Here is a 16,762-nt window from a genome sequence, read left to right on the forward strand (position 1 = left end):
GCCCGGGGCACGTCACCGACCAGGTGGAGGTCCACGAATGAAGCTCCCGAACACCGCGCACACCTCCCGGCCCTGGCGGATCCACGAGATCGCGCCCGACTTCCGCGTCTACGACGTCTGGGCGCTGCCGACGCCGGGAGGCCCCGACGACTTCCCGCGCCTGGTGCAACGGACGGCCGGGGGCGACACGGCGAACAACCCCTCCCCGGTCGCCCGTGCCCTCTTCGCCATCCGCTGGAAGCTCGGGGCGCTGCTCGGCTGGGACTCACCGGGCGCCGGCCTCGGCTCCCGGGTGCCGACGCTGCGCGACCGCTTGCCGGACGACCTGCGCGACGGCCCGTCCGGCCCGGAGTTCGAACGGCTGCCCTTCCGGCCGGTGTATCTGACGAACGACGAGTGGGCGGCCGAAATGGCGAACAGCACGGTGCACGGGGTGATGCACCTGAGCTGGGTACCGGACGGCGCCGGGGGCCACCGGGGTCAGATGGCGGTTCTGGTGAAGCCGAACGGCCCGTTCGGAAGGGCCTATATGGCTGCCATCGCCCCGTTCCGGCACGTGTTCGTGTACCCGCCGCTGATGCGAAGCATCGGAGAGGCGTGGCGGACCGGGCCCGCGACGTAGGGCGGTCTCAGCTGTCGCCGGCCGACAACCGTTCCACCACCGCGGCCGTCCTGTGCGCACGGCGCCGCGCGTCCCGGGCGGTCCGGTCCGCCTCCCCCGCCCGGTCCCGCGCCTCGTGCAGCCCGCGCTCCGCCCGCCGCTGCCGCGCCTTCGCCTCCTCCAGCTCCCGGGCCAGCGCGTCCACCCGCTCACGCGCGTCGTCGTATTCGGCCTTCGACCGCTCGAGCGCCGACACCGCCTCTTCACGCGCCTGTTCGCTTTCCCGGGCCTGCTGCTCGGCCTCCTCGGCGTCCCGTCCGGCACGGTCGAGCTTCTCGCGGCGCCGCCGGTCAGGGCCCTCCTTGCGGTGGCGCCGCTCCGCCGGCTCGGGTGGCCCGGGCGACGGGGCCGGCTTCGGCGTGACACCGGCGCCGGCATCGAGACCGACGAAGCCGACGGGGGCGCTGAGCGGCTTGTGGAGGTGCCCGGCGGCCCAGCGGCGCGCGGCGTCCGGGTCCGCCAGCACCGCGTGCAGAGTGGCCTCGATCTCCTGGAGAGCGGACTCGCCGACCACCTGTCCGGCCTCCGCCGCCAGCTGCCGGGCTTCCCGGGCCAGCGCCCCGACCAGGAGGTGCTGCTGTCTGCCGAGCTCGCGCAGCTGCTCGCCGTCGAGGTTGCGGTGGGCGTCGCGCAGTCCTTCGCCGAGGCTGATCAGCGGCTGGATCTTCTCCGGCTCCCGGCGTACCAGCAGGTTGCCGGCCCACGCGGATATGGTCGGCTTGCGCAGTGCACGAATCCGGTCGGCCAGTTCACGGTCGCCGGCCCGGCGTGCCTGCGCCGCACGTTCGTTGCGGGCCGCGGTGAACTCCTGGGGCCGTAGCGCGTACAGCTCGTCGAGGGTGCTCTCCAGATCCACCGGGCTCCTTACGGTCCCTCCCCCGCCGGACACCGTGCCGCTTCCAGGGTCGCATCGCGTCCCGGCCGTGTCAGTCGGTGCGGTGCGGTGCGCGGGACGTTGACCGGCGGCGGGTGCGAGGGCCGCCGCCCGGCCCGGCCGCACCCGTGGCCGCACCGGCCCGTGTCATGATCGCCGTCATGGCTTCCGCACCCGGCTCCACCGTCTGGCCCGCCGCCCTTGCGACCCGCCGCCTGGCGCTGCGTCCCGTCGCCGCCGCGGACGTAGGGGCGATCGCCCGCCTGTGGACCGACCCCGAGGTGCGACGGCACCTCGGCGGGCCGGTCGACCGCAACGTCGTCCGCATCCGCGAGAAGCGGTGCGTCGGCGCCCCAGGCGCCTTCGCCGTGGTACGGCAGGCGGACCAGGCGGTCGTCGGCCTGGTGACGGTGGAACCCGGGGCCAGGGACGGCAGGACCGAGGTCTCGTACCAACTGCTCCCCGAGCACTGGGGCCGGGGCTACGGCCGCGAGGCCGTCGCCGCAGCCGTGACCTGGGCGCGGGACGGGTCCCCCTCGAGCGCGCCCGGAGTGGTCGCCCTGACGCAGCAGGCCAATCTCCGGTCCCGGCGGCTGCTCGAGGGCCTCGGGGCCACGGTGGAGGACACCTTCGTCGAATGGGACGAGCCACAGGTCCTCTACGTGTTCCCCTCACCTCCCGCGGAGTAGGGCTCAAGGGTCACACGCGGTCGGCGGCCTCGTGGAGAGCCGCCACATCGATCTTCTTCATGCCCAGCATGGCCGACATGGCGCGCTGGGCCCGCCCCTGGTCCTCGTCCTCCAGGAGCTCCCCCAGCGCTGCGGGGACGACCTGCCAGGACAGACCGTACTGGTCCTTCAGCCAGCCGCAGGGGCCTTCCTGTCCGCCCTCACCCAGCTTGTTCCAGTAGTGGTCGACCTCCTCCTGGTCCTTGCAGTTGATCAGCAGGGAGATCGCCTCGTTGAAGGTGAACTCGGGGCCGCCGTTGATCGCGGTGTACTCCTGGCCGTCGAGGACGAAGTCGACGGTCAGCACGGTGCCGGCCGGCCTCGGGCCCGCCTCGCCGTAGTACGAGATGTGCTTGATCCGCGAGTTCGGGAACACCGAGACGTAGAACTCGGCTGCCTCCTGGCCCTCGGTGTCGAACCAGAGGTTGGGGGTGATGCGCGGCATGGTGCGCTCCTGACGTGGTCGGTGGCGGCGTTTCGCCTGCCGTCCCGGTTGTGACCGCCGTGCCTGCCGGAACTCATCGCTCGCGTGCCCGCAGGACCGGGCGGAGGATAGGACCGATGACCGGATCCGTGACCCTGATCAGTGAGAGCCCGGAGGACCCGTACTCGCACGGTCGAGCCGCCTCCGTGGTGCTGGACCGGCACGGCCTGGTGACCGGCTGGAGTGAACGTGCCCGCACCCTCGTCGGCTATTCGGCCGAGGAGGTGCTCGGCCACCGGGCGGTGGAGCTGCTGGTGGACCCTGCCGACCAGGACCTCGTCCTGGCGGCCAGTGCGGCCTGTGTCCGGCAGCGGGGCTGGTTCGGGGTCGTGCCCGTACGGGCACGTGACGGCCACAGGCGGGGCTTCGGCATCCGGGTCCGCCAGGTGACGCGGGACGAAGGGATCCGCGAGTGGTACCTCGTGGCCGCGCCTGCGGAGGAGGTGGTGCAGTGGGAGATCGACCGCTCGGTGTTGGACGGGCTTTTCCGCAGATCGCCGATCGGCCTGTCGGTGCACGACCCCGAGCTGAACATCCTGCGGATCAACCGGGCGATCGCACGCCTCGGCGGTGTCAGCACCGAGCAGGCCCGCGGACATCGCATCGGCGACTTCCTCATCCGCGCGGACGCGGAGACCGTGGACATGGGGCTGCGTGAGGTGCTGCGCACCGGCACACCGATGATCTTCACGGAGCAGCCGTGTCGGGTGCCCGGCGCATCGGGCAAGGAGCGGTACGTCTCCGTGTCCGCCTTCCGCATGGAGGACTCGGCCGGCCGGGTGCTGGGGGTGACGCAGCTGGTCGAGGACGTCACCGACGGCCATCAGGCCCGCCGCCGGCTCGCTCTGCTCACGGAGGCCGGCGCCACCATCGGTACCACCCTGGACGTGCAGACGACGGCGCAGGAGCTGGTGCAGGCAGCTGTGCCCGGGCTGGCGGACTGTGTGTCCGTGGATCTGCTGGAGGCGATCAGCCGCGGTGAGGAACCGGTCGCGGACGGGGGCGTCGGACCGGTCCGCAGGACGGCGTACCGAAGCGTCACGCCGGAGACGGAGCATCTGCTGTTCCCGGTGGGTACGGTCAACTCGTTCCCGAAGGAGTCGCCGCAGGCGCGGTGCCTCGCGACCGGGCGTCCGGTGCTGGAGCCGTTCATCGACATCTCGGACAGGGTCACCGCCCCGGGAGACGAGGTGCCGGAGGCGGCCCACGCCGTCCACTCGCTGATGGTGGTCCCGCTGACGGCGCGCGGGCTGGTCCTCGGGTTCGTGAGTCTGTGGCGCTCCCGGCTGCCGGAGCCGTTCGAGGACGACGACCTCACCCTGGCCGGCGAGCTGGCGTCCCGGGCCGCGGTCTCCCTGGACAACGCCCGCCGCTTCACTCAGCAGCACCGGGCGGCACTGGCTCTGCAGCGGCGGCTGCTGCCGCGCGAGCTGCCCGCGCACCCGGCGGTCGTCGTCGCCCACCGGTACATGCCCGCCGGCGGTGCGACCGGGGTCGGCGGGGACTGGTTCGACGTCATACCGCTCTCCGGCGCCCGCGTCGCCCTCGTCGTCGGCGACGTCGTCGGGCACGGCATCAACGCCGCGGCCACCATGGGCCGCCTGCGTACCGCGGTCCACACGCTCGCCGACCTCGATCTCGAGCCCGACGAGGTGCTGTCCCACCTCGACGATCTGGTGACCCGTCTCGCCGGGGAGCAGGAGGAGGACATCGAAGGCGCCCCGGGCGAGCAGGTGGTGGGCGCGACGTGTCTGTACGCCGTGTACGACCCGGTGACCCGCCATTGTGCCGTCGCCCGTGCCGGCCATCCGCCGCCAGCCGTGGTGACACCGGAGGGCGAGGTGAGCATCACGGACCTGCCCGCGGGACCACCGCTGGGCCTGGGCGGGCTGCCCTTCGAGGCGGCGGAGCTGACGCTGGCGGAGGGCAGCGTGCTCGCTCTCTACACCAACGGACTGCTGGACGTCGCCCAGCAGGACATGGAGGCCGGTCTCTCCAAACTGTGCGCGACGCTGGCCGGTCCGGGCCGGCCGGTGGAGGAGATGGCACAAGCGGTGGTCGACGAACTGCTGCCCGCCCGGCCGACCGACGACGTCGCGCTGCTGCTGGCGCAGACGCTCACCCTGGCGCCCGAGCTGGTCGCCACCTGGGAGCTGCCCGCCGAGCCGACGGCGCCCTCCCGGGCCAGGCATCTCACCGCTGAGCAGCTGGCGGCGTGGGGGCTTGCGGACATGGCGTTCTCCACGGAGCTGATCGTCAGTGAACTGGTCACCAACGCCTACCGGTACGCGGGCGGGCCCGTGACCCTGCGGCTGATCCACCATCAGCGGCTCATCTGCGAGGTCTCCGACCCGAGCAGCACCTCGCCGCACCTGCGGCGGGCCCGCAGCACCGACGAGGGCGGGCGGGGACTGCTGTTGGTCGCGCAGCTCACGGCACGATGGGGCACCCGGCACACGCGGGAGGGCAAGACGGTCTGGACGGAGCAGACCCTGCCCCCGCTGCTCGGCGGACCGGGTCCCGAGACGCTTCTGTAGCCCGGCTCCCCGTGAGGAAGCCGGACGGCCGCGGCTTCGGTCCGCACCTGCTTCGTGCGGCGGCCCAGTCTGTCCTTCAAGCCGCCGGTATGCCACGGGGGTTGCCGCACCGAAGACGATCCGGGCCATCACCCACGCCGGGAGTCTCACCAGGGCGGCCACCGCGCCGGGTCCCGCCCGGCCCGCGTGCGGTGCGGTGCGGAGGTCGAGCGCTCGCACTTTTCCGTTCCGGGCTCCGCTGCGGGCGTCCGGGCTCTTGCCGCGCCGTTCGCGGGACGCTTCACTGTCGATCACCGCACAGCAGAGTCCCGTACCGTGACACCGAAGGGTTTCCCTTGACTGCCGTACCCATACGTCTGACCGGCGTCACCGCCGCCGCCTGCGCCCTCGTCCTCTGCGCGGCCCTGCCGTCGTCGGCGATCAACTCGTACAACGCGGCGCCCGCGCCCGAACGGACCGAGGTCGGTGCGCTCGTCGCCACCTGGGACGCCGACGGCGATGCGGCCACACCCGACCGGGTGGACTGGGTCTGCTCCGGAACGATGATCGACGCGGACACGTTCCTCACCGCCGCGCACTGCACCACCGACTGGCCGGAGAACGTGAAGTTCTACGTCTCCCTCGACCAGGACGTGCAGGCCGGCCTCGACAAGGCCGCCGCGCAGCATCCCGGCGACCCCGGGGCCGTGGCGGACGCCGTGGGCGTCCGGGGCACCGCGCACAGCCATCCCGGGTACCCGGGCCCTGCGGCGGACACCCACGACATCTCCGTCGTGGAACTGCCCGCCGCACAGGTGCGCGCCCGCTGGACGTTCACGCCCGCAGCGCTGCCCGAAGCGGGGGCGCTCGACGCGCTCGGGCCGCAGGGTCTGAACGACACGCCGTTCACGGTCGCCGGTTACGGCACCCGGGAGGCCGCCCGCGGACCGGGCGGCCACACGCACACCGGCGGCGGCGTCCGGATGAAGGCGCCCGTCTCCTTCGACGCCCTCAACGAGTCCTGGGTGCGACTCGCCATGACCGCCCCTCAGGGCAACGGCGGCGCATGCTACGGCGACTCCGGCGGCCCGAACTTCGCCGTCCTGGACGGCGAGCGCACCCTGGTGTCCACGACCATCACCGGTGACACGCCCTGCTACGCCACCAACGTGACGTACCGTCTGGACACGCCTGGCGCACGGGCGTTCCTGTCGCCGTTCGCCCAACTACCCTGACACCCGCCACCGGCCCGGGCGGCCCGGGGCCACGGACGGCGGCGGATCACCAGTCGCCGTCCGTGACCGCCTGCCCCGGCTCGGGCGCGTCGCCGAGCGACAGGACCTGCCCGGGGGCCGGTGGCTGCCACGGGGTGTGGTCGTCGCCGAGCCAGTCGCCGACCGGCCGCACGTCGCTGAGGGGATCGGCCGGCGCCAGGTCGGCGGCGCTCTCGTCGTAGTAGTCGTACCAGGGCAGGCCCGCCCGGGTGTAGGCGGCGCGGTCGGCGGGCGACGGGGGTGCGTCCTCCCCGGTGATACGGCGCCACTCCGGTGGGGTGACCAGGTGCACGAAGACCCGGCCGCAGGGCTCCTCGGCCCAGTCGGTGAAGCGCCTTTCGTCGCGGTAGACCTCCTGGCGCATGGAGCCGCCCACACCGAGGCCCATCGCCGCCGACCGGGCACGCGGCGTTCCCCCGGGCGCGGACGGCGCCGACCCGGGCGCCGGCGGCGCGGCTCCGAAGGCCACCGCGTGGGCAGGCGGTCCGCCCGCCCACGCGGTGGAAGCGGCACGCTCGGCGCGGGCCCGCTCCTCCTCGCGCCAGGCGTCCAGCGCCGCGGCGCAGAGTCCGAACGCCTGCAGCTGTACGCCGCCCCAGGTCTCCTCGCCGGTGAGCTGACCCTCGACGGTGGCGCCCATCCCCATGGGCACGGCGACGAACTGACGGACCGTGCCCTTGCCGGAGTTGATGCCGTCCAGCCACGGCTGGCGGGGCAGCACCACATAGTTCTGTGGCGTGCGCGTCAGGGTGCCGCGCCACGGCTCGCCGGAGACGGCGCACACCTTGCCGACGCCGACCTGAAGGGCGGCCGGCTCGCCGCTGCCGGCGAAGCTGAGCCACATCGCCTCGCGCAGATGGACGGGCAGCATCACGCCGCCGCGCTCGCGCATCTGCGGCGGCACGGCGTCCAGGTGGTCCTCGACGCGCCGCACCGGGAACTCGCCGAGCCCCGGCGGCAGTGGATGCGTGCCCGATTCCGGCAGGCGAAGCGTCCTGATGAAGCGGACCCGCACTCCCCCGCCCAGCAGCAGACTGCTTCCCTCGATCCGCACGGCGCTCGCGGCCACGGTGAACTCCCCTCGTCCCGGTACGTCTCCGCCGGTACCACGGCGTACGGCCGCTGCTGGTTCCCGCAGGACGGCGCTCGGGCGCAGCAGACCTGGCTCTCCGGGCCGGCGCCGTGGCGCGGGGCGCTGCCGACCACTTCGCCGGCGACGGGCTCCGTGGTGTCGACGAGGCCGTCGAAGTCCCGTCCGGCCAGGTGTTCCACCACGAGTCCGCGGGTCGCGGAGGCGGCGGGGGCCGGACCACCGGCGAACGCACGTGCTGCGCCGTCGCCTCACCGCCTGCGAGCCGTGGAGCCGCGCATCGCGGAGGGGTTGGTGCCGAACCACCGGGCCACCGCACGGCGCAGGGTCCGGGCGTCGCTGAAGCCGAGCATGCGCGCGATCCTGTGCAGGGGCAGGTCGCTGGTCAGCATCAGCTCCTCGGCCCGTACCAGCCGGACCGAGTCGACGAGCGCCTCGTAACTGGTGCCGTGCTCGGCGAGTCGTCTGCGCAGTGTCCGTTCGCTCATACCGCGCTCCAGCGCCTGCCGGCCCAGCGGCGGCACATGGGGCAGCGCGCGGGCGACGGAGACCTCCAACCCCTGTACCAGGTCCTGCCGTTCCCGTCCTTGGGCACGGGCCGCGTCGAGGAGCCCTGTGACCTGGGCAAGGGTGTACGGGTCGGCGCCGGGCAGCGGGCGCTCCAGGGTCTCGGCGGCGAAGACGAGCCGGTCGTCGGGCGCGTCGAAGGTGACGGGGCAGCGGAACCAGCGCTCGTACTCCTCCCCGTACGAGGGGCGGGGGTGCCGTACGGCGACCGAGTGCGGCGTGAACTCTTCGTGCCAGGCGTCCCTGATCAGGGCGACGATGCTGCCGAAGGCCTCTTCGAGGAGGAACGCCCGCAGTCCGGAGTCGGTGTAGCGGGCGGTCGCGAGGATCGCGGCGCCGGCCGGCACGGTCTCGAAGCGGTAGTCGAGCATGGACCCGGTGACGCCGTGGTGCCGGACGCCGAGGCGCAGGGCGTCGTGGAGGGAGGGGCTGGCCTGGAGGCCCAGACCGACCAGTCCCCATGCGGTCACCCGCTGCCGGCGCCCCACCGCCAGGCCGAGCGCGGGATCGCCGAGGTCCCGTATCGCCTCCCTGATCACGGAGCTGCCCTGCCGGTAGGACACCCGCTGGCCGACCGCGCTCAGGGCGGCCTCGCTGAGTCCCGCGCGGCGCAGGGCCGGGCCGAGGTCGTGCCCGCGTTCGGCGGCCACCAGGGTGAGGTATCGCAGGAGGTGAGGGGTGATGGTCGCGGACCCGTGGCGCGGGTCGGCGAGCCGTGCGGTGAGCGGTGCACTCGACGGGCCCTCCGTGGGCGGGGTGGGTCCGGGTTCGTGCCGCGCCATTGCCTCACCTCCGGGCGGTCACTGTAGGGACTGCGGCGGCGGGAGGACAGGGCCGGTGGCCGCTGAAGTCCCGTTACTGGCCGGTCGGGTCCTCTTCCTCTGCCGCCCACCGCGGTTACCTTCGGTCACACCTGTCACGGGTACGAGGGCGTACGAGGAGAAGGCATGCGGTTCCCCACAACCAGGTCCAAGGCGGTCTCCCTGCTGCTCGCGGGGTCGCTGGGCGCGCTGACCCTGGCGGCCGTACCGGGAGCCGTCCCGGCCGGCGCGGCGGCCGGGACGGCGGCGGCGTCCGGGTCCACGACGTATCTCGTCGGCCGGGGCATCTCGGATGTGACCGGAGAGGCCGCCGAGGTCGGCATGATGGGCTACTCGAGCTTCGAGCAGAAGGCGACCGGCATCCATCAGCGGCAGCGCTCGCGGGCGTTCATCGTGGCCGACCGGGCGAACGGGAAGCGGGTCGTGTACGTCAACGCCGACCTGGCCATGATCTTCCAGTCCGTGCGGCAGGGCGTCATCGCGAAGCTCGGGCAGCGCTACGGCTCGCTCTACAACGAGCAGAACGTGCTGCTGTCCGCGACCCATACGCACGCCGGCTCCGGCGGCCACTCCCACCACCTCGCCTACAACCTGGCCTCGCTGGGTTTCCAGAAGGACACGTACCGGGCGATCGTCGACGGCATCGTCGAGTCCGTGACCGAGGCCCACGACGACCTGGAACCGGGCACGATCACCCTCGGCAGAGGCGAGTTGAAGAACGCGAGCGTCAACCGCTCACGGACCGCGTTCGAGCGGAACCCCGCCCGCGACAGGGCAACCTTCCCCGATGCCATCGACCCCGCGGTGACCGTGCTCCGCTTCCGGCAGGGCGGCACCGACATCGGGGCCATCAGCTGGTTCGCCACGCACAACACGTCGCTCACCAACACGAACACACTGCTCAGTGCGGACAACAAGGGCTATGCGGCGTACGAGTGGGAGCACGACGCCAAGGGCGTGCGCTACCTGGAGGACCGGAAGGGCTTCGTCGCGGCGTTCCCCAACACCAACGCCGGTGACATGTCGCCCAATCTGAACCTCAAGCCCGGCTCCGGCCCGACGGAGGACGAGTTCGAGAACACCCGCATCATCGGCGACCGGCAGTTCCGGGCGGCGCAGCGGATCCACGACGCGGCGGCGACCCCGGTGAGCGGCAGCGTGGACTCGCGGCTGCGGTACGTGCACATGGAGAAGGTGACCGTCGACGGGAAGTACACGCCGGACGGCAAGGAGCACCGCACCTGCCCGGCCGTGGTCGGCGCCTCGACGCTCGCCGGCAGTGTGGAGGACGGGCCGGCGATCCCCGGGTTCACGGAGGGCATGAACAGCCCGGTGGCCAGGCTGCTGGAGCCGTTCGACATCGACCCGCCCGAGTGGCTGGTGAGCTGCCAGTACCCGAAGGCGAACCTGGTACCCACGGGGCTGGTCAACGCGGTGACGCCGACGACTCCGACGGTCCTGCCGGTGCAGATCGTCAAGATCGGCCAGTTCCACCTGGTGGCAGGACCCGCCGAGTACACGATCGTCTCAGGCCTGCGCATCCGCCGCTCGGTCGCCGAGGAGCTCGACGTACCGCTGGAGAACGTGCTGATGCAGGGCTACGCCAACGCCTACAGCCAGTATGTGACGACGCCGGAGGAGTACGACCTGCAGCAGTACGAGGGCGGTTCAACCCTCTTCGGCAGGTACACGCTCCCCGCCCACCAGCAGGAGTTCGCCGCGGTCGCGGCCTCCCTGAGGGACGGCACACCGATCGACGGCGGCCCCACGCCGCCCGACCACTCCGGCCGGCAGACGTCCCTGCAGACCGGCGTGGTGATGGACAACCCGCCGGCGGGCAGGCAGTTCGGCGACGTCCTGTCGCAGCCCGCCGAGTCGTACGGGGCGGGGTCCACCGTCACGGCCGAGTTCGTGACCGGTCACCCGAAGAACGATCTGCACCGCAACGGGACCTTCCTCGAGGTGCAGCGGCAGGTGGACGGCGAGTGGGTCCGCCACCTGGACGACGGCGACTGGGACACCAAGTACCGCTGGGTACGGCTGGACGGCGTGACGGGCACGTCCAAGGCGGTCATCACCTGGCAGGTGGCCCCGGGGACGCCGGTCGGCACGTACCGGATCGTGCACTTCGGCGACTCCAGGAGCCTGTTCGGCAGGATCACCGCCTTCACCGGCACCACCCGGACCTTCCAGGTCCGCTGACACCATTCGGGCGTATCCGGCAACCCCCGCCGGGTACGCCCCGCATCTGGCGTCGTTTCCGGAATGTGATGCTCAAGTTCCGCTCAGATGTAATGACTTTTAGCACATCGACTCCTTACCCTCCTCGCAAAATCGAGTGAAGGATGTCGCACCATGAAGGCCTACCAGTCCGCCGCTGCCGCGGTGATCACCGCGCTCGCCGCCGCCCTCACCGCAACCGGGTGCGCCGGCGACTCCGAGGGCGCCGGCGGTGGGCCGACCCGCACGGTGAACGCCAAGGACCTGCCCCGGCTGCCGACGTACAAGGTCGCCACGGACGTCGACATCGACTCACCGACATGGGAGAAGGCGAAGAAGGCCGGCAAGCTCGTCATCGGCGCCAAGAACGACCAGCCGTTCCTCGGCTTCGAGAACGAGAACGGAGAGCGCTCCGGCTTCGACATCGAGATCGCCAAGATGATCGCCGCCGATCTCGGCTTCTCCGCCCGGCAGATCGAGTTCAAGACGGTGGACACGGGCGTCCGCGAGGCCGCGCTCTCCAGCGGAGAGGTCGATCTGTACGTCGGGACGTACACGATCAACGAGGAGCGCAAGAAGAAGGTCGCGTTCGCCGGCCCCTACTACATGGCCGGTGCCGACCTGCTGATCCGCGAGGACGACCGGACGATCGCCGGTCCGTTCTCGCTGGAGGGCAAGACGGTCTGCTCGGCCAAGGGCTCCACGGCGCTGCGGGAGATCAAGAAGCCGGAGTACAACACACGGACGGTCGAGACGCCCAAGTACACCGAGTGCGTCCAGCGGCTGCTCGCCGGCGAGGTCGACGCGGTGACCACGGACGACGCGATCCTCAAGGGCTACGCGGCCCAGTACCCGGACAAGCTGAAGGTCGTAGGCCAGCCGTTCACCGAGGAGCCGTACGGGATCGGCATGGCCAAGGGCGACAAGGCGCTGCGTTACGCCGTCTCCGACGCCCTCCAGGCGCACGACGAGAACGGTGACTACAAGCTGGCGTACGACGCGACGCTCGGCCTCTCCGGCTCGCGCTACGTCGGACCGCCGATGGTCCGACGCGACTGAGAGCGAGGATCACACGGCCTTCGGCGGGCGGTGCCGGCCGGCACCGCCCGCCGCTGCATATCGCTCAGGCCTCGCCCAGATCCGAGCTGATCCAGCGCTGCGGCCGCATCCGGATGACCACCTGGTCGCTGTCGTCGTTCCAGAGGAAGTCGACGTACGCCTCCACCTTCCCCGGCTCGAGATAGCGGGCCGAGAGCTCCACCAGTTGCTCCCGGGTGGCCTGGACCGTGTCGACGACCGGGCCCTCGACCGAGACGTAGCGGACCGTCGGCTCGAGGCGGTCGACCATGAGGGCGAACCGCCCGGCGGCCCGGATCGCCGCCGCCTTGCGGGAGTTCCTGCCGGTCATGATCCAGATGTCGCCGCCGGGTTCGTACTGGTACCAGATCGGCACCATGAGCGGCGCCCGGCCGTCCTCGATCGCGTCGACAGCCAGCGCGGCGACGAGCGGCTCCGCCAGGAACTTCTCGCGGTCATCACGGGTGAGTGCCACAGATTCCTCCTTCGTACGCGGTCGGCCGCCGGGGCCGGCGGGTGCCGACCCGGCTCATGTCCCATGGCAACTGCCGCACAGCCCCGCGGTGTTCCCGACGCGCACGAAAACCGCCCCGGCCGGGCACGAGTGCCGGCCGGGGCGGTGCCGAGACGGGCGGCTGCCCGCCGCCCTGTCAGGCCAGGGTGGACAGAGCCTGGTTGAAGGTCTTCGACGGGCGCATCACGGCCGCCGCCTTGGTGACGTCGGGCTGGTAGTAGCCGCCGATGTCGGCCGGCGAGCCCTGCACGGCGATCAGCTCGTCGACGATGGTCCGCTCCTGCTCGCCGAGCGTCCTGGCGAGCGACTCGAACGCCTTCGCGAGCTGCGTGTCGTCGGTCTGCGCTGCCAGCTCCTGGGCCCAGTACAGGGCCAGGTAGAAGTGGCTGCCGCGGTTGTCGATGCCGCCCAGCTTGCGGCTCGGCGACTTGTCCTCGTTGAGGAAGGTGCCGGTGGCGCGGTCGAGCGTGTCGGCGAGGACCTTGGCACGGGCGTTGCCGGTGGTCGTCGCGAGGTGCTCGAAGCTCACGGCCAGCGCGAGGAACTCGCCGAGGCTGTCCCAGCGGAGGTAGTTCTCCTTGACGAGCTGCTGGACGTGCTTCGGCGCGGAGCCGCCGGCGCCGGTCTCGAACAGGCCGCCGCCGTTCATCAGCGGGACGACCGAGAGCATCTTGGCGCTGGTGCCGAGCTCAAGGATGGGGAACAGGTCCGTCAGGTAGTCACGCAGCACGTTGCCGGTGACGGAGATCGTGTTCTCGCCCCGGCGGATGCGCTCCAGGGAGAACGCGGTCGCCTCGACCGGCGAGAGGATCTTGATCTCGAGGCCCTCGGTATCGTGCTCGGGCAGGTACGCCTTGACCTTCTCGATCAGCTGCGCGTCGTGCGCGCGGCCCTCGTCGAGCCAGAAGACGGCCGGGTCACCGGTCGCGCGGGCGCGGGTGACCGCGAGCTTGACCCAGTCCTTGATGGGCGCGTCCTTGGTCTGGCACATGCGGAAGATGTCACCGGCGCTGACGACCTGCTCCAGCACGGCGTTGCCGGCGCCGTCGACGACCCGCACGGTGCCGGTGACCGGGACCTCGAAGGTCTTGTCGTGGCTGCCGTACTCCTCGGCCTTCTGCGCCATCAGGCCGACGTTCGGCACCGAGCCCATGGTGGACGGGTCGAAGGCGCCGTTGGCGCGGCAGTCGTCGATGACGACCTGGTAGACACCGGCGTAGCTGCTGTCCGGGAGGACGGCGACGGTGTCGGCCTCCTGGCCGTCCGGGCCCCACATGTGGCCGGAGGTGCGGATCATCGCCGGCATGGACGCGTCGACGATGACGTCGGACGGCACATGCAGGTTGGTGATGCCACGGTCGGAGTCGACCATCGCGAGGGCCGGCCCCTCGGCCAGCTCGGCGTCGAACGAAGCCTTGATCTCGGCGCCGTCGGCGAGCGACTCGAGGCCCTTGTAAATGCCGCCGAGTCCGTCGTTCGGGGTGAGGCCGGCCTTGGCGAGCGACTCGCCGTACTGCGCGAAGGTCTTCGGGAAGAAGGCCCGTACGACGTGGCCGAAGATGATCGGGTCGGAGACCTTCATCATCGTGGCCTTCAGGTGCACGGAGAACAACACGTCCTCTGCCTTGGCGCGGGCGACCTGCTGCGTGAGGAACTCGCGAAGGGCGGCCACGCGCATGACGGACGCGTCGACGACCTCGCCGGCGAGCACCGGAACCGACTCGCGCAGCACGGTGGTGGAGCCGTCGTCGCCCTTGAGCTCGATGCGCAGCGAACCGGCCTCGCCGATCACCGCGGACTTCTCGGTGGAGCGGAAGTCGTCGGCGCCCATGGTGGCGACGTTCGTCTTGGAGTCGGTGCTCCAGGCGCCCATGCGGTGCGGGTGCGCCTTGGCGTAGTTCTTGACCGAGGCGGGGGCGCGGCGGTCGGAGTTGCCCTCGCGCAGGACGGGGTTGACGGCGCTGCCCTTGACCTTGTCGTAACGGGCGCGGATGTCGCGCTCCTCGTCGGTCTTCGGGTCGTCCGGGTAGGCCGGCAGCGCGTAGCCCTGCTCCTGCAGCTCGGCGACGGCGGCCTTCAGCTGCGGGATCGAGGCCGAGATGTTGGGCAGCTTGATGATGTTGGCGCCCGGCGTCTTGGCCAGGGCTCCGAGCTCGGCGAGGGCGTCGTCGATGCGCTGTCCCTCTTCGAGGTACTCGGGGAACTGCGAGATGATCCGTCCCGCGAGCGAGATGTCACGGGTCTCCACGGTGACACCGGCCGTCGATGCGTACGCCTGGATCACAGGCAGGAACGAGTACGTCGCCAGGGCGGGCGCCTCGTCAGTGTGCGTGTAAATGATGGTCGAGTCAGTCACCGGGTGCTCCGCTCTCCACGTCTGCAACATTGCTCGACATCAAGATATCCCGTGATCGCTCCCCTCTCGACAGGGCCCTGCCCTGCGGCGGCCTCCACGGCCCCGGAGGCTCGTGATCCGCCGGAGCAGCCGGTAATCCGGTGGGCCCGCCGTGCCGCCTCCCGTAGGCTCCGGCGCGATGGAGGGGTCATGAGCATGGAGCGCTTCGGATCGGCGTTCGCCGCGTGGGCGGCCGGCGGACGTGGTGCCGCCGCGGCGGCTGACGCGGCGCGCGGGCTGGCCCACAGCGTCGGGCTGCGCAAGATCGTGCTGGTCGAGGGCGACAGCGACCGGGCCGCGATCGAGGCGCTGGCGCTGCGCCTGGGCCGGGACCTCGGCTCCCAGGGCGTCTCGGTCGTTGCGATGGGCGGCGCGACGAGCATCGGCCGCTTCCTGGGCCTGCTCGGGCCGCGGGGGCTCGACGCCGAGCCGGCGGGACTGTGCGACGCCGCCGAGGAGGTTTTCTTCCGCCGTGCCCTGGAGCGGGCAGGTCTGGGTCCTCATCCGGATCGCGACGCGCTGGAACGCCGCGGTTTCCAGGTGTGCGTCGCCGATCTCGAGGACGAGCTCATCCGGGCCCTGGGCCCGGTCGGCATGGAGCGGGTGCTCGCCGCGCAGGGCGATCTACGGTCGTTCCGTACGTTCCAGAAGCAGCCCGCCCAGCGGGAGCGGCCCGTCGACAGGCAGCTCCGGCGCTTCCTCGGCACGACCAGCGGTCGCAAGATCCACTACGGGCGGACGCTCGTCGAGGAACTCGACCTCGCCGGGGTGCCACAGCCGCTGCTGCGGCTGCTGAACGGACTGTGACCGGCCCGCCGACCGCACGGGACGACCGGCCGGACAGGTCTAGCGGCCCGCGAAGACGTCGCTGAAGTCCATGACGCGGCCCATCTCCCGCAGGGTCTCCTCGGCGGTGCGGCGGGCGTCGGCGGGCACGTCGCCGCGCTCGTCCACCAGGTCCGCGTAGATCGGGGCCTCGGTACGGTCTGCGGAGCTCATCCGGAACAGATCCTTTCGCAGGTGGCCTCGTGTCCGCGCCGACCGCGGCCGAGAGCAGGCACCGAGTGTAGGAGGTGGCCCGCGAGGTCCTCGCAGCGGCCCCGGGTGCCGGCACCGCTGCGCCCCTCAGGGCTCGATCAGACCGGCCCTGACCGCGTACCGGGTCAGTTCCGGACGGTCCCGCAGGCCGAGCTCGCGCAGCAGGTTCGCCCGGTGGCGCTGGACGGTCTTGACGCCGGCGAGAGCATGACGCGCCGCCGGCCGCAGCGGCACGGTGCGGGAACGCACAGGCGCATCCCCGCACAGCGACGACGTGGGAAGGCGTCAGTGCTGTACCGGCGGCAGCGCCGGGCGGCGACCTGTGTACGAGGGGAGGGGCCCGTGGGCGCGGACCGGAAGGACACAATCGGGTGATCCTCCCGGCGGGCTGCGTCCCTCGCCGGGCCAGGGGTTGCGCGTGCCGACACCCGCGCGGGGGGGGGTGCCTCTATGTCCTTCGTCAAGGCGCCCCTGTCGGGTTTGGGGTGGTTGGGGTTATGCGG

General features: G+C 71.8%; 14 protein-coding genes and 1 pseudogene. 7 read left to right on the plus strand and 8 right to left on the minus strand.

Annotated elements, in window-relative coordinates; genetic code table 11:
- Window positions 1-37 precede the first annotated feature (37 nt).
- A complete protein-coding gene (locus IE198_RS13220) occupies window positions 38-622 on the plus strand; it encodes a DUF2867 domain-containing protein (protein WP_189886015.1) in 585 nt (194 codons plus the stop codon).
- 7 nt (window positions 623-629) lie between these two features.
- Here IE198_RS13220 and IE198_RS13225 read toward each other — a convergent pair whose 3' ends face one another.
- Window positions 630-1,517, minus strand: a complete 888-nt coding sequence (locus IE198_RS13225) for a hypothetical protein (RefSeq protein ID WP_189886016.1) — start codon at window positions 1,515-1,517, stop codon at window positions 630-632.
- A gap of 179 nt (window positions 1,518-1,696) precedes the next feature.
- Between IE198_RS13225 and IE198_RS13230 the strand changes: the two genes are divergently transcribed.
- Window positions 1,697-2,224 carry a GNAT family N-acetyltransferase gene (locus IE198_RS13230; RefSeq protein WP_229833890.1) on the plus strand — a complete coding sequence of 176 codons (528 nt, stop codon included), beginning with the start codon at window positions 1,697-1,699 and terminating at the stop codon, window positions 2,222-2,224.
- A gap of 10 nt (window positions 2,225-2,234) precedes the next feature.
- Here IE198_RS13230 and IE198_RS13235 read toward each other — a convergent pair whose 3' ends face one another.
- Entirely contained in the window at window positions 2,235-2,708 is a 474-nt protein-coding gene (locus IE198_RS13235; RefSeq protein ID WP_189886018.1) for a VOC family protein, read from the minus strand.
- A gap of 116 nt (window positions 2,709-2,824) precedes the next feature.
- Here IE198_RS13235 and IE198_RS13240 point away from each other — a divergent pair, with 116 nt between their 5' ends.
- Window positions 2,825-5,284, plus strand: a complete 2,460-nt coding sequence (locus IE198_RS13240; protein WP_189886019.1) for a SpoIIE family protein phosphatase — start codon at window positions 2,825-2,827, stop codon at window positions 5,282-5,284.
- Between the two features lie 335 nt (window positions 5,285-5,619).
- Window positions 5,620-6,498 (plus strand): trypsin-like serine protease, encoded by an 879-nt coding sequence (locus tag IE198_RS13245; protein WP_189886020.1) that lies wholly within the window; start codon window positions 5,620-5,622, stop codon window positions 6,496-6,498.
- 46 nt (window positions 6,499-6,544) lie between these two features.
- Here the strand turns inward: IE198_RS13245 and IE198_RS13250 are convergent, their stop codons facing one another.
- Window positions 6,545-7,606 carry a hypothetical protein gene (locus tag IE198_RS13250; RefSeq protein WP_189886022.1) on the minus strand — a complete coding sequence of 354 codons (1,062 nt, stop codon included), beginning with the start codon at window positions 7,604-7,606 and terminating at the stop codon, window positions 6,545-6,547.
- Window positions 7,607-7,878: 272 nt separating this feature from the next.
- Entirely contained in the window at window positions 7,879-8,976 is a 1,098-nt protein-coding gene (locus tag IE198_RS13255; RefSeq protein ID WP_189886024.1) for an AraC family transcriptional regulator, read from the minus strand.
- A gap of 165 nt (window positions 8,977-9,141) precedes the next feature.
- Between IE198_RS13255 and IE198_RS13260 the strand changes: the two genes are divergently transcribed.
- Both IE198_RS13260 and IE198_RS13265 read left to right on the plus strand, forming a co-directional pair.
- Entirely contained in the window at window positions 9,142-11,217 is a 2,076-nt protein-coding gene (locus IE198_RS13260) for a neutral/alkaline ceramidase (protein ID WP_189886026.1), read from the plus strand.
- A 153-nt stretch (window positions 11,218-11,370) separates the two neighbouring features.
- Window positions 11,371-12,294, plus strand: coding sequence for a glutamate ABC transporter substrate-binding protein (locus tag IE198_RS13265; protein ID WP_189886028.1), 924 nt, complete (start codon window positions 11,371-11,373; stop codon window positions 12,292-12,294).
- A gap of 64 nt (window positions 12,295-12,358) precedes the next feature.
- On the opposite strand, the gene IE198_RS13270 is transcribed toward IE198_RS13265, so the two are convergent.
- Both IE198_RS13270 and IE198_RS13275 read right to left on the minus strand, forming a co-directional pair.
- Window positions 12,359-12,787: a pyridoxamine 5'-phosphate oxidase family protein gene (locus IE198_RS13270; RefSeq protein ID WP_189886030.1), complete on the minus strand. Its 429-nt coding sequence runs from the start codon at window positions 12,785-12,787 to the stop codon at window positions 12,359-12,361.
- A gap of 175 nt (window positions 12,788-12,962) precedes the next feature.
- The gene (locus IE198_RS13275; protein WP_189886032.1) at window positions 12,963-15,182 is read right to left on the minus strand and encodes an NADP-dependent isocitrate dehydrogenase; all 2,220 of its coding nucleotides are present in this window, start codon (window positions 15,180-15,182) and stop codon (window positions 12,963-12,965) included.
- A 189-nt stretch (window positions 15,183-15,371) separates the two neighbouring features.
- Between IE198_RS13275 and IE198_RS13280 the strand changes: the two genes are divergently transcribed.
- Window positions 15,372-16,028: an ATP-dependent endonuclease gene (locus tag IE198_RS13280; protein ID WP_373299849.1), complete on the plus strand. Its 657-nt coding sequence runs from the start codon at window positions 15,372-15,374 to the stop codon at window positions 16,026-16,028.
- Window positions 16,029-16,067: 39 nt separating this feature from the next.
- On the opposite strand, the gene IE198_RS13285 is transcribed toward IE198_RS13280, so the two are convergent.
- Window positions 16,068-16,220: a hypothetical protein gene (locus tag IE198_RS13285; protein ID WP_189886034.1), complete on the minus strand. Its 153-nt coding sequence runs from the start codon at window positions 16,218-16,220 to the stop codon at window positions 16,068-16,070.
- Window positions 16,221-16,346: 126 nt separating this feature from the next.
- Window positions 16,347-16,457: pseudogene (locus IE198_RS13290) on the minus strand (DNA-binding response regulator); the annotation flags it as partial.
- Between the last annotated feature and the right edge of the window lie 305 nt (window positions 16,458-16,762).

The sequence above is a fragment of the Streptomyces xantholiticus genome (assembly GCF_014651015.1).
Lineage (GTDB): Bacteria > Actinomycetota > Actinomycetes > Streptomycetales > Streptomycetaceae > Streptomyces > Streptomyces xantholiticus.